The sequence below is a fragment of the Streptomyces sp. NPDC005202 genome, assembly GCF_040608235.1.
GTDB lineage: Bacteria > Actinomycetota > Actinomycetes > Streptomycetales > Streptomycetaceae > Streptomyces.
In genome coordinates this window covers 217863-231626 of record NZ_JBEXHW010000001.1, presented here as the reverse complement: position 1 = coordinate 231626, position 13764 = coordinate 217863, and the positions used below count along the sequence as shown (strand labels likewise).

The 13764-nt window shown below is 69.5% G+C and carries 5 protein-coding genes; all 5 read right to left on the bottom strand.

Features of this window, described 5'->3' with window-relative positions; genetic code table 11:
* Positions 1–29 precede the first annotated feature (29 nt).
* On the bottom strand, positions 30–6413 hold the full coding sequence (locus tag ABZV31_RS00990; protein WP_355886343.1) for a LamG-like jellyroll fold domain-containing protein: 6384 nt from the start codon (positions 6411–6413) through the stop codon (positions 30–32).
* Positions 6407–10960, bottom strand: coding sequence for a LamG-like jellyroll fold domain-containing protein (locus tag ABZV31_RS00985; RefSeq protein WP_355886340.1), 4554 nt, complete (start codon positions 10958–10960; stop codon positions 6407–6409). Before ABZV31_RS00985 ends, ABZV31_RS00990 begins: the two co-directional genes overlap by 7 nt.
* 361 nt (positions 10961–11321) lie before the next feature.
* Positions 11322–11972: an HNH endonuclease family protein gene (locus tag ABZV31_RS00980; protein ID WP_355886338.1), complete on the bottom strand. Its 651-nt coding sequence runs from the start codon at positions 11970–11972 to the stop codon at positions 11322–11324.
* A 165-nt stretch (positions 11973–12137) separates the two neighbouring features.
* The gene (locus ABZV31_RS00975; RefSeq protein WP_355886335.1) at positions 12138–12665 is read right to left on the bottom strand and encodes a hypothetical protein; all 528 of its coding nucleotides are present in this window, start codon (positions 12663–12665) and stop codon (positions 12138–12140) included.
* Positions 12629–13624, bottom strand: a complete 996-nt coding sequence (locus ABZV31_RS00970) for an FAD-dependent oxidoreductase (protein WP_355886333.1) — start codon at positions 13622–13624, stop codon at positions 12629–12631. Before ABZV31_RS00970 ends, ABZV31_RS00975 begins: the two co-directional genes overlap by 37 nt.
* Between the last annotated feature and the right edge of the window lie 140 nt (positions 13625–13764).

Here is a 13764-nt window from a genome sequence, read left to right as displayed (position 1 = left end):
CCCGCCGCAGCCTGCGGCGGGCCGTTTCGCTATGGAATTGTTCTCGGCGTGGGGACCGTCGCCTTCATGTTGGGTGGCCACCACGGAGGCGGCCACTGACCCGAGTAACTGGGCGGCGGGTTCAACGGTGCCACACGGTCCCTCTTGGAGCTGTTGCAGAAGGTACATGCCGGGGTGGTGTTGGCGTCCGTCAGGTCCCCACCGTTGATCCTCGGCTCGACGTGGTCGATCGCCTGCGCCGGGTTGGTCCGGCAGTACGAGCACAGCGGCGTGGGAAGTGCCGGATCCGCCTGCTTGCCGACGTTGTAGTCCTTCAGCAGTGACTTGGGAATGCCCTTGTAGGCGCCTTGGCCGCCGCTCGACCCCGCAGGGATGTTGTAGATCGGCTCACCACCGGGCCCACACACCTGAGGTATGGGCTTGTTGATGTTGTGGACGAGGACCGGCGTGTTCCCGGCTTCCACGTAGTACGTGTGAAGAGTGCCGATCGTCAGGTCGTACGTCGTGGTGTTCGCGTGGTACAGGCGGACACCGGTGACCTCGGTGGTGCCGGTCGGCGTCTGGAGGACGTCGCCGGGCTTGAGGTCCTTGGCCTCGACGAAGGCCGACCGGGTCTCGTCATAGAACGGGTGGTGGAAGGTCGTCGTCAGGTGCGCGTTCTGCGCGTCGGCCGTGCTGACCGCAGCCACCGGTGCTGTCGTCGGCCTGTGTGCGTCACCGGGGCCGTGGCCGCCCGAGAGGGCGCCCAGTACCGCCGCCGAGGCCGCCAGGCCGAACGCCGCCTTGCGGGCCGCCTTCTTCGCCAGGGACTTCGCGCCCGCCTTCACGGACTTCTCGGCCGTGGAGTCGGGGGACCGTCCGGTCTTCCGGATCGTCACGTCCACGAAGTCGTGGTCCGTGTGCGTCACGATCACCGCGGTGACCTTGTGCGCCTCCGTGTCCTTCGTGCCTGGCACCGAGTTGGCGATGGTGTCGCCGACCTTGACCTGGTCGATGGCCTTGGTCGTGCCGTCGGCCATCAGCACCCGGGTGGACCCTGTGAAGCTGTGCGGAATCGGGCAGCTCGGCGCGGACTCTTCGGCCGCCCCACCCACATCGTCGGAGTGCGACTGGGTCCGTGTCTCCGCCCCGTCCGACTCGGCCCGTGAGGCAGCTGCCTCCGTGGCGTCCCTGGCGCCGGCCTCCTCGACATCGGTCGCGCCCTTGCCGAACAGCCCGCCGACGACCTTCATCGCCTTCGGCGCCACCTTCGCCAGGAGCTTGCCGCCCAGGCTGCCCAGGGCGCCGCCCGCGGCGCCCGCGACCGCGCCCTCGACCGCCGAGCCCGCGAACGCGCCCACGCTGCAGTCGCCGCCGCCGTTCTCCGCGCACTTGAAGCCCTGCTCGACCAAGGCGCCCGCCGCACCCGCGGCTGCCGCGCAGCCGATGGAGCCGACGCCGCCCGTGATCGCCTCACAGCCCGCGAACACCGCCGTGGAGACCACGAAGGAGGTGATCGCCGCCGCGTGGTGCTTGACGTACTTCGCCGCCGACTTCGCCGCCTTGACCGTGGCGTGGTACGCGGTCCTGGCCGCGTGGGCGACCGCGTGCGCGGCCTTCTTCACCGCGTGCGCGACCTTGTGCGCCGCCTTCTTCACCGCGTGCACCACGCGGTGCACCGCGTGCGAGATCTTGTGGTAGGCGGAGTGGACCGCGTGGACGATCCGGTGATACGCGCGTCTGACGTGTCTGGCGGCGTAGTGGTACACGCGCCGGACCACTCGCACGGTGGCGTGGTAGTAGTCCCGCACGTGGTGCGCGATCTTGTGCGCCACGTGCTTGACCGCGTGGACGATCTTGCGGGCCGCGTGCTTGACCGCGTGGTACACCTTGTGCACCACGTGCTTGACCGCGTGGCTGACCTTGTGCACCGCCTTCTTCGCGCCGCACACCACGTCGTACCAGGAGCAGTTGCCCGACTCGTCGGTGCCCGCCAGCGGGTTGTCGTCGACGTAGGCGAACGGGTTCGCCGCCACCGAGTTCGGCACCGGGTCCAGCGAGATGCTGTCCTTGTTCAGGAAGACACCCGTGTTCGGGTCGTACCAGCGCGAGGCCGTGCCCACGTTGCCCGTGCCGGGCTCCGTCCACCCGGACTGGAAGCCCAGGTGGCCCGTGATGGTGTTGGTCGGCGAGACCACCTTGCCCAGCGGGTCGTAGGACACCGAGCCCGCCAGCGTCGTGGCGCCGGAGGTGAAGGTGCCGACCACGTCGCTGTGCTGGTCGGTCAGGGCCAGCACCCCGCTGCCGCCGGCCGGCTTGATGCCGACGACACCGCCCGCCGGGTCGTAGGTGTAGGTGTTGTCGCCGTCCGAGGCGATCGTGTTGTCCGCACCCGAGTAGGCGAAGGTACGGGTCGAGTTCGCCTCCGTGTCCCGGTCGGAGACGTTCCGGCCGAGCGCGTCCAGCGTGTACGACTGCTGCCCGGCGACGATCTGGCCGCCGAAGGCGTCCGTCTTGTACGACACCGTGCCCGAGGCCGACGACTCCTGCGTCATCGTGCCGCGCGCCGAGTAGTCGTAGGTGTGCGTGCCGTCCGACGTCAGCTCGTCACGCTCGTCGTACGTGTAGACGTCCGAGCCGTTGCGAATGCGGTTGCCCGAGGCGTCGTAGGCGTACGTCGTCGTCTTCGTGCCGTCGTTCCACGACGTGAGGCGGTTGGCCCAGTCGTAGCCGTAGGTGTTGGTCGTCGCGCCCGACACACCTGTCGTCTTCTTGTACGTCAGGTTGCCGTTCTTGTCGTAGTCGTACGTGAAGCTCGCCAGCGTCGACGCGCCCTGCACCAGCACGTCGCTGGTCAGCTCGTGGGCGCTGTTGTAGCCGAAGGTGCGGGTCTGGCCCGTCGAGCCGTACTTGACCGTCTTCAGCTGGTTCAGCTGGTCGTAGGTGTACGTCAGCTGGTTGCCCGTGGCCGCGTCGTTCAGGGACGACAGGCGGCCGGCCGTGTCGTAGCCGTACGTCGTCGTGCCCGCGGCGTCCGTGCGGGACGTCATCTGGCCGTCGTCGTTGTATGCGAAGCTGGAGGAGCCCGCCGAGCCCGACGCCGTCAGCACGTCGCTGCGGTCGTCGTAGGTGAACTGCTCGTGCGTGGCGTCCTGGTGGTCCACCGCCCCGGCGATGCCCGCCTCGTCGGTGTCCGCCGACAGCACCCGGCCGTCCGCGTCGTAGCTGAAGCTCCGCTTGGCCGTCGCCGCGTCGGCGCCCGCGCCGGACATCGTCTTCAGCTGCCCGTTGACGTCGTACGTCATCGCCGTCGTGACCCCGCCGGGCAGCGTCACGTTCGTCAGCTGGCCGTCGGCGTCGTAGGCGAAGGTCGTCGTCGAGTCGGCCGCCGAGGTGTACTTCGCGGTGGTCGGCTCGATCACCTTCTCCTGCTGGCCCCACGGCGTGTACGTGTAGCGCCAGGAGTTGCCGCGGCCGTCGGTGAAGCGGGTCCGGTTGCCGGCCGCGTCGTAGCCGAAGGTCGTGGTGATCGACGTGGAGGCGTCGACCGGCTGGATCTCCTGCGTGATGGTGCCCGCCGCGTCGTAGGTGAAGCGGCTGGTGTGGCCGTTGGCGTCCGTGGTCGACGTCATGTTGCCGACGCCGTCGTACGTCTGCGAGGTCTCCCACAGCTCGGTGCCGCTCGCGTCGTAGGACCGCGTGGCCGTCGGGTCACCGTCGGCGTTGTAGTCGGTCGTGGTGTAGGTGCCGTCCGCCAGGGTCGTCTTCGAGACGTTGCCATCGAAGTCGTACTCGTAGCGCGTGGTGTTGCCGGCACCGTCGGTGACCGAGGTGATGTCACCGGCCCGGTTGTAGCCGTACGTCGTCTTCACACCGCCCGGAGAGGTGGTGGAGGCGACGTGGGCGCCGTACGGGTTGCCCGCCGTGACCGCGTAGGACGTGGTGGACGTCAGGGTCCGCGTCGACGGGTAGCGCTCCAGCGTCGTCTGCGTGACCTGCCGGCCCATGAAGTCGTACGTGGCCTGGGTCTGCGCGCCCGTCGGGTCCGTCATCGACAGCTGCTCGCCGTTGGGGTCGTACGTGGCGTGCGTCTTCGTGCCGTCCGGGGCGTTCGTCTGGACGAGGTTGCCCAGCTGGTCGTACAGGTACGACGTGGTCCTGCCGCCGGGTGTGGTGACAGAGGTCTGGTTGCCCTCGCTGTCATAGGTGTAGACGGTCGTGCCCGCGTTGGGTGACGAGGCGCCCGCCGGGGTGTAGGGCGGCAGGGTCTCGGAGACCTTGTTGCCGTCAGCGTCGTACGCCGTCGTCGTGACCAGGCCGCCTGGGTCCTGCTCCTCGACGGCCTCACCGAAGGTGTTGAAACCGCTGGTGGTGACCGGGCGCACGGTGGTGGCGGTGGTGCCGTCCGGTTCGGCCTGGACGGCGGGCGCGGTGGTGACCGCGAGGTTGCCCGCCTCGTCGTAGGAGTAGTCGGTGGTGTGCTGCTCGGCGTCCGTCATGGACGTCGGCAGGCCCCGCTTGTCGTACGTCCACTTGGTGGTCTGCTCGTCCGAAGAGCCGACCGTACCGCCGTCGCGGCCCTTGCCGTACAGCGAGGAGATCTCGGTCGACGACAGGGCCCGCTGGTAGACCTGCACGTTGGAGACCGCGCCCGGCAGGAAGTCCGTCGGGCTGCCGGCGTACTTGGCCTGGCCGATGGTGAGCGGGCCGGTGGCGCCCCACGGCGTGGTGTTGGTGCCCGAGCCGGACAGGGTGCCGTTTACGTAGATCTTCACGGCGCCCGTGGCGGCGTCGTACACGCCGACGAGGTGGGTCCAGTCGCCGCTGGTGGGTTCGGCGGTGGAGTACGCCGCCGGGAAGGTGGCGCCGGAGGCGTCCTTGCTGGTCTGCTCCATGCTCCACAGCGGCGCGCTGGTGTGCGCGTAGTTGTACTGGAGCATGAACGCGCTGTTGGTGCTGCCGTTCTGCGCGACGATCGTCTCGTTGTGGGTCGGCAGCGAGCTCATCTTCACCCACGCCGAGACCGTGTACGAGGCGCTGGTGTCGAGCACCGGCCCGTTGGTGGCGATCTGCTGGCCGGAGGTGCCCGCGAAGTTCGCGGCGCCGTCGCTCCACGTGACACCGGAGGCGGTGGCCGTGTTGCCGGTGCCGGAGGCGTCGGTGACGTTGGTGCCGGAGGTCTGGTTCAGCTTCCACCAGGCGGCCGGGTGACCGGAGGCGTCCCCGTACAGCGTCTCGCTGAGCAGGTTGCCCATGTCGTCGTAGGTGTTGGTGGTGGTGCGGTCGTAGCCCGAGGCGTCGTGGTCGTTCTCGGTGGCGACCTGGTCGTCCGGGGTGTACGACACCGTGGTCACCCGGTCCACGCCGGTCGGGTCCAGCTCGGTGGAGGTGGTCCGGGAGGCGGCGTCGACGGTGTACTTGGTGACGGTCTCGCCGTTGTCCGTGATGGACTGCAGCAGGTTGCCGGCCGCGTCGTAGGTGTCCGACTCCAGCACGTACGTGCTCTGGCCGTCGGCGCTGGTCCGCTTCACCGTCGCGGTCAGACCATCGTCGGTGTACGTGTACGACGTGGTGTTGCCCATCGCGTCGGTGATCGACGCCAGGCGACCGGCCGGGTCGTAGGCCCGGGAGGACTCGACGAGGAGGGTCGGAGACTGCGGGTTCGTGGGGTCGCCGGTGTACATCACGCCCTGCGTGAGCAGGTTGCCGTTGTCGTCGTAGGTGTACCGGGTCTCGGTGCCGTCGCTCGTGACCTCCTTGGTCTTGTTGCCGGAGGAGTCGTACGTGTACGTCGTGGTGTTGCCGTTGGGGGCGCCCTCGGCCGCGTTGGCGTCGGACTCGGTCAGCACGTGGTCGTAGACGTCGTAGGTCCACGTCTGCGTGCGCGCCTGGTCGCCGCCGCTCGCGTCGGACACGGTCTGCGAGGTGGTGTCGCCGTCCTCGTCGTAGACCGTGGTGGTGACCGCGGCGTGCGTGGCACCGGTGACGCGGTCGGTCAGCTGCGGGTCGTGCTCCTCGATCACCTGGCCGGCGGCGTCGTACTTGTACGTCGTCACCAGGCCGTTCGGGTAGGTGTCGGAGACGACCTTCTGGCTGGTGACCTGGCCCAGGCCGTCGTAGGTGTACTGGGTGACCAGGCCGATGGCGTCGGTGGTGGAGGCCACGTCGCCGTTCTTGAAGTACGACACCCTGTTGACCGCGCCGCCGGGGCTGACGGTCTTCACCGGCAGGCCCTTGGGCACCACTCCGCCGTCGGCGGACGGGTAGGCGCTGGTGCCGTCGCTGTACTCGGTCGTCGTGGTGCGGCCGTTCGGGAAGCCGGGCACCGCCGGACCGGTGATCGCGGTCTGGTTGCCCGCCGAGTCGTAGGTGTACGACGTCAGGTAGGTGTCGTCGGTCGCGGACGAGGAGCGGCCGTCGCGCTCGGTCAGCAATGGTCGTTGCGCGGGTCGGCGGTGGTCAGCTGGGCCGTGGTGTCGTCCGGGTAGTACGTGTAGTACTCGGTGTTGCACTTGTTCGCGGCCTGGTCCTGGCAGGACGTGGAGGAGACCACGTTGCCGCGGACGTCGTGGCCGGTGATGGTCATCGCCCCGTTGGGGTCGGTGACCGTGTGCTCGAAACCGGCGGTGTCGTAGCCGAAGCTGGTCTTGTTGCCCAGGCCGTCGATCTCGGTCAGCGCGCGGTAGCCGTGATCGACGTCGTAGGTGTAGGTCAGCGTGGAGTTGGTCGGCGAGGTGACCTTGACGGTCTTCACCGGCAGCAGACCGGTGGAGTTCTTCGCCGCCTGGAACTGCTCGGTGACGTCGGCGTCGGCCAGCTGCGAGCGGAAGAGCGCGACCTCCGAGATGGAGCCCTTGAAGTAGGTGGCGTAGCCGGTGTTGTCGCTGGTGTTGTGGTGCGCCTCGTCCGGCCAGTTGCCACCGAGGTAGCCGGCGCCGACGTAGGTGTACGGCTGGTTGACCATGTTGCCCGCGCCGCTCTGGGTGCCCACGAGAGCGCCGTCGAGGTAGAGCGACTGGCTGCTCGCCGAGGTGGAGAGCACCACGTGGTGCCACTTGCCGTCGGTGACGGCTGCGGACGAGCCGAGCGGTTTGGTGGAGCCGCCGGAGAAGTAGTACTCGCCGTACAGCTTGCCGCTGCTGCCGATGTAGAGGACGGGCGTGTAGGAGCCCGGGGTGGTGCCGTTGCCCAGCGGGTCCTTGGAGGCGCCGAGCAGCACGCCGCCCGCCGTCGTGGTCTTGAACCACATGCTGGCCGACTCCGCGCCGGAGCCGGGCACGGAACCGTTCGGCAGGGTCACCGAGGACGCCGTGCCGTCGAAGGAGGCGGCCTTGGCGTCGCTGAACACGCCGGACGAGCCGAGGGTCACGGAGTTGTAGGTGCCGTCACCGCCGCGTACCTGGTCCGCGGCCGTGGTGGCGCCCACGGCCTCGCCGAGGCGGAAGTACTCGGAGGGCGCGCCGCCGAGCACGGCGCCGCGGTAGGTGTCGCTGGATCCGGTGACGGTGGGGGCGCCGAGCTTCCACACGCCGCCGTTCTCGTCGGTGAGCTGGGTCAGCGTGGTGGTGTCCGGGTCGTACGACATCGCCGCGAAGGTCTTGCCGGACGGCCGGGTGATGCTGTTGAGCAGGCTGGTGCCGTGAGTGCCGTACGTGTACAGGGCGTTGACGTCGGCGGCGACCAGCGGGCGGCCGTACCAGGCGACGTCGGCGATCGAGCCGTTGAAGTAGGTGGCGTAGCCGTCCGGTTCGGAGGTCGAGTAGTGCGGCTCGTCGGGCCAGCTGCCGCCGAGGAAGCCGGTGCCCAGGTAGTTGAACGACTGGTTCTTGCCGAAGGCGGTCGCGCTCTTGATCGAGACGGTGCCGCTGCGCGAACCGACCTTGGCGTTGTCCAGGTACAGCGTCTGGGAGTTGCCCGCGGCGGACAGCACCACGTGGTGCCACCTGCCGTCGGCGACGGACGCGGAGGACACGATCGGGTTGATGCCGCCGCTGTACCAGAACTCGGCGTTCAGCTTGCCGTCGGTGCCGACGTAGATGGACGGGGTGTAGAACCCTGCCGCCTGCCCGGAGCTGATCGGCTGCGAGGCGTACGAGTAGAGGACACCGGGTCCCTGCGAGGTCTTGAACCACAGGGATATCGCGCCGGAGTCGGTGTCGTTGCCAAGGTTCTTCGGCAGCGAGACGTCGGAGTTCGTGCCGTTGAAGGTGGCGGCTGTGGACGACGACCCGGTGAGCGGCCCGGCGGTCTGGCCGAGCGTGACGTTCTCGTAGGTGGCGTCGGTCGTGCCCTCGTTGTCGAGAACGGCGTCCTTGGCGGTGGTGCCGGAGGTCTCCGACAGGGACCAGAAGGTGTGCGGGTCGAGGTCGAGGGCCGCGTTCCGGTAGCCGGAGGCGCTGGTGTAGCCGTAGGCGGTGCACTTGGTGGTGGACAGCGGCGAGCACACCTGGGTCAGCTGGTCGCCGGTGTAGCCGTACGTCCATGTCTGCGCGGTGGAGCTGTCACCCGGCGTGACCGGATCGGTGACCACGGTCGCCACGTGCGCGGCCTGGGCGCCCGAGGGGGTCTGCCAGGTCAGCGACAGGGAGCGGCCGGAGACCGCGGAGGTCATCTTGGTGATGTGGCCGCTGGTCCAGGTGAAGTTCACCGACCGGCCGTTGGCGTCCGTCACCGAGGTCAGGCCATAGCCGCCGGAGCCCAGGGACTGGGTGAAGGTGTAGACCGTGTCGTCCTTGTCGGTCAGCGTGTAGCCGCCGGTGACCGACTTGAAGGTGGCGAACCGCCCGCTGCCTGGCGTGAAGGTGCCGTCGCTGTTCTTGCCGTAGCCGACCTGCGAGCCGTCCGGGTAGGTCACGACGACGCTGGAGACGGCGCCGGAGGCGGTGTACTGCTCGGTCGCCCGGGAGTCGAAGATGCTCGACCAGCCCGCGCCGAACGCGCCGGTCCAGCGCGGGTCACGGGAGTTGTAGTCGCGTTCGACGTCCAGGGACGGGCCGACGGTGGAGATCGAGGCGTCGGTGTCGGAGGTCGTGTAGTTGCCGATGGCCGCGTCGAAGCCGTGGTCGCTGCTGTTCTGGGACAGCCCGGAGGTGATCACGGGCTGGGGGACCTGCACGGACAGCGAGTACAGCTCGGCCGGGGAGTACAGCATGGTGGTCGCGTCGTACGCCTGGACGGCCCAGGTGTAGGACTTGCCCCAGGCGAGCTTGCCGGCGGGCACGGTCCAGTCGCCGGTGGAGAGCAGTCCGGAGTCTGCGATCTTGGTGGTGCCGGAGGCGTCGAAGACCTGGAAGAGGTACTGGTTGTTGCTGCCGCTGGTGGAGTTGGCGCCGCCCGCCCATGCGGTCAGCTCCGGCTGGGTGGTGCCCACGACGGCGTTGTCCTGCGGGAACTGCTCGTACAGCTGCGGCGCGGTGTTGCCGGTGTAGGTGACCTCCAGCCACGGGCCCTTGCCCGGGTCGTTGAAGGAGCCGAACTGCTTCCAGTGCAGGGCGTCGGAGGTGGAGGCGTACACCGCCAGGCCGTGGTCGGCGGTGGTGCCGTTGAACCAGCCCTGGATCGCGGAGGTGGACAGCGAGACGGTCACCCAGTCGCCGACGGTGCGGTCGGCGGCGGTGTTGGCGCACGCGTTGGGCACGCTCGGGGTGGCGTTGCCGATGCTGGAGCCCTTCGAGGGGCCCGGGTAGGAGGTGACGGACTCGGGGGTCCAGGAGCTGGTCACCAGGGCGACGTCGAAACGTTCCGCCGTGCAGGTGGAGGCCCAGGTGTCGAACAGGTGCAGGGTCGCGGAGGTGACGGTGGCGTTGCTGCCGTCCCAGGCGGTGTCCCAGTGGTTGACGAAGCTGTTCGCCGAGTGGGTGCCGGAGTCGTAGGAGCCGACCTTGATGGTCTGCTCGTAGGAGTGGTCGACGTTGTTGCCGGAACCGGACTCGGCATAGGTGGTGGTCCAGCCGTCCGCGACGGTCGGGTCGACGGTGACCGGGAAGACGCGGTGGGCGTCGTGCAGCCAGCGGCTGTCCAGCGTCACCTGCAGCGCGTAGCCGTCCTTGGAGTGGACCAGCTCGGAGGTGACGTCATGGGTGGTGGCCGGGTCACCGGAGCGGGGGTCCACCTTCGAGTCGTACGCGTACGCCGGGGGGATCCGCTCGACGGTCCTGCCCGAGCCGTCCCGCAGGTCGATCCAGCCGTTCCTGTGCTGGACGGGGGTGAGGCCCTTGAGGGAGAGCGGGAAGGTCCAGGAGTTGCCGGCGACCGCGGAGTGCAGGACGACGGACTCCTTCACGCCGGTGGCGGTGGGGGCAACCTTCAGGTCGGTGGCGTCGAAGACGCCCGCGTAGGTGACGGTGGAGCCGTCCGCGGTGCCCTTGACGGGGGCTGCGCCCTTGAGCGAGTAGGCGATGCGGTGGCCGGAGTCGGTCGCGAGGGACGCCAGGGCGGAGTCGGTGGCCTTGGTGCCGAAGTCGACGGCGAGGGAGTTGGCCTTCTCGTGCCAGCGGCCGTCCGGGCCGGCTCGCACGTCCACATCGATCGGCACCCACCGGCCCTTCTTCACCTGGTAGTTGACGGGTGTGGGCGAGATCCGCCGGGTGGTGGAGCCGTCCGCGTTGTCATAGACCGTCTCGTTGCGGGTGGACTTGACGGGGTTGCGCTTGCTCGTCTTGGCGTTGAAGGCGCCGCCGCCGCTCCGGCCGTGCTTGACGGCCGGCTTGTGCGGGTGGTACCCGGGCAGCTCGCCGCGGCCCTTGCCGGGGGCGTGGCCCGCGCCGCGGTGTGCGGCGGTGGCGTCGGCGGAGACATGGTGCCGGTGCCCGGCCGCCGTGCCCGACTTCTGGTGCGGCAGCTTCCCCCAGTGCGGGTCGGTGAACCAGGACGCGATCGAGGCCAGGCTCATGCTCGACAGCTCGACACGGCCCAGTTCCAGCCCCTCGGCGAGGGCCTGATCCGTCGTCAGCATCAGCGCCAGGGCGGTGAGCACCACCACGGCGACGGAGCGTCGCGCACGAGGGACACGGCGAAGGGGTGGCCCGGTGCGCGCGGGGCGCGGGCGGCGGCTGAGCGGCCAGGGTGGCACGGCTTCGACTCCAACGGTCAAGAACGGCGCAGAAACGCGCTGATCCTTCCCGCTGTGAACAACCTGTGGACACATTCAGAAGACGATCTTGTGCAACCCTTGACCGCCTCTTGTGGAACCTGACCGATTTGCTGCCGGCCACCCCATTGCGACTTGTGCACATCTTTGCCGAACCGTCATACCGTCAGGACCAGTTGTTCATCTGACGGTGACTCATGTGAACACCGGTGCACGGTTCCATGAAGGCCTGCCCCGCGGGTGTTTCACCCCGTCAACCACCGTACTGCTTCAGCATCATGCGCTGGTCCGCCGCCGTCACCGGCACTTCATACTTCCGTGACACCTGGGCGAACCGCACACTGTACGCGCACCGGACGCCCTTGCTCGGCGGCAGCCAGGTCGCCGGACCCGAGTCGCCCTTGGCGGAGTTGGCGGCGCCGTCCACCGGGAGCAGGTTGAGCGGATCGTTGGCTATCCGCTCGCGCTTGTCCTTCGTCCAGTGCGCGGCGCCCATCTGCCAGTCGTAGGACAGAGGCATCACATGGTCGATCTGGACTGTGGTCGCGTGCGACTCGGTCCACTGGATCGTGCGCCCCGTGTAGGGGTCGTGCAGGGTCATGGCGACGATCACACACGTGGAGCCCTTCCGGAAGCGCACATCCTGACCGTCGCGTTTCAGCAGGTCGTTGCGGGTGTCACAGCCATTGCGCGCCCATGGGACGCCGTCCGCCGTGTCCATCCAGGCGTAGCCGAACTCGTCGCGGTCGTAGCCGGTCTTCGGGCCGCGCCCCTTCGTCGCCAGGGACCGGATGAGCGCGCGGGCCGCGGCCTTGTCGGCCTCGCTCGTCAGGGGCGCCAGGCCCGGTTTCGTGCCGTCCGGGTTCTTCAGCGGGCTGACGGAGTGTCCGTCCGAGGCGGGCACGGGCGCCGCGCTGCCCGTCCAGTCGGGGCCCGGAAGGGAATCACGGTGGTGCTGCTGCGGCCGTTCACGCCTGGCTCCCGGCGGCTGCCACGGCTGCGGACGCCGGGGCGAGGAGTTCTTCGGTGGTGCCGTTCACCAGGCGGCGGGCGATGTCGATGCCCATCTTCACGGCGTGGTCCATGTTGCCGATCTCGTACCGCCAGGTCCCGAACCGGCCCCGTGGATAGATCCCGCGGCCTCCATCCAGGGCACGACCGCGGCCAGGGCCGCGTCGCGGTCCAGGGTGGGCACCGGGTAGGCGTACTCGATCAGCTCCAGGTGGGCGCTGGCCGACGGTGCGTGCTCGGGTACCAGGCCGTGGCGCCGCAGGGCCTGGTCGCAGGCGCAGATCAGCCGGCTGACGTCCAGGCGGGTGCCGGGGAGCATGGAGGTCTCGGTCATCCACGCGCTGAACGCGTTGGTGTCGGCGCCGGGGACGTTGGCGGGCGCGTACTTACTGAAGTTCGTCGCCCGGTAGAACGGCACCTCCGGCTGCGGGAAGTACAGCCAGGACCGCTCGTCGGTGGTGGGGACCCGGTAGCCGAGGCCGACCATTGCCACCGTGGTGTGCCGCAGCCGCCTCGCCGCCGCCCGCACGGTGTCGGGGGCGCCGGCCGTCATGGCGGCGAGCCGGTCGAGCGGGCCGGTGGCCACCAGGTGTGGTAGCCGATCCGCTGGCCGTCGGCGAGGGCCACGGTGCGGGTTGCAGGGTCGACAGCGACGACGCGGGCCCCGGTCCGCAGGTCACCGTCGAGGCGTGCGGCCAGCCGGCGCCAGATCTCCCCGGTGCCGCCGCGGGCGGGGAAGGCGAAGGTGGCGTTGGGGCCCCAGCGCCGTGCGGGCGAGGCGGCGGTGCCCGAGAAGGCCGCCATGATCTCACCGGCATCGACCGGGGCGACGCGCTCGGCTACCCAGGAGGAGGCCATCTGCTCGGGCGTCATCGCCCAGAACTTGGAGTTGTACGGGCCGAAGAACCAGTCCACCAGGCCCGATCCGTACATTCCGTGCAGCCAGGTGGCGAAGTCCGCCTCCGCGGGCAGGTCCTGTTCGCGCCGCTGGCAGGCGAGAAGAAGGTCGTGCACGCACGCCTCGGCATCCTCGGCCGGGAGGTGGTGAAGGTGCTGCTGGAAGGGGTAGGGCACCCACCGGTCCCGGAAGCGGACGAAAGAGGACCGGTCGTGGTGCAGCAGCTCGCCGGGCGCGAACAGCTCGGCCAGCAGCCGGTCGAACTCGCCGAAGTGGGAGAAGACGACATGCCCGCCCAGATCCCACGTGAACCCGGCCGCATCGACCACGGACGCGGCCAGGCCCCCGGCCACCGGGGCCGCCTCCAGCAGTGTGAAGTCGCGGTGACCGAGCCTCTTCAGCTCGTCCGCGCAGGCCAGTCCGCAGGGCCCGGCCCCGAGGATGACGACCCGGTCGGACCTTAACGGGTGCGGAATGTGGGGCGTGAAGCCCTCCTTCGATCGGCAGACGACAGGAGTCGTGGCCCGCCACCAGGCGGGCCGGGAAGAGCAGGGGCGGCCCCGCCGCACGGTGCACGGGGCAAGCGGCGGGGCCCCGCTGCCGCGAGCCGGGACCGGCTCGCGGGAATGCGGCAGCACGGGCACCATCAGCCGCTGCCGCTGGTCGGAACAGGCAAGCCTGCCCGCCCGGGTGCGGACATCCCGGACAGGCCGGTGGCGGCGGTCCCGCCTGCCCGTACGGCGAGCCGTACAGCAAGGTGCCGAGCGGCACGGTGCTCGTCGGGTCG

What these genes read in the sequence shown, in the direction of transcription:
- ABZV31_RS00970 (WP_355886333.1), bottom strand. Translation starts at nt 13,624, where the DNA reads ATGGTGCCCGTGCTGCCGCATTCCCGCGAGCCGGTCCCGGCTCGCGGC.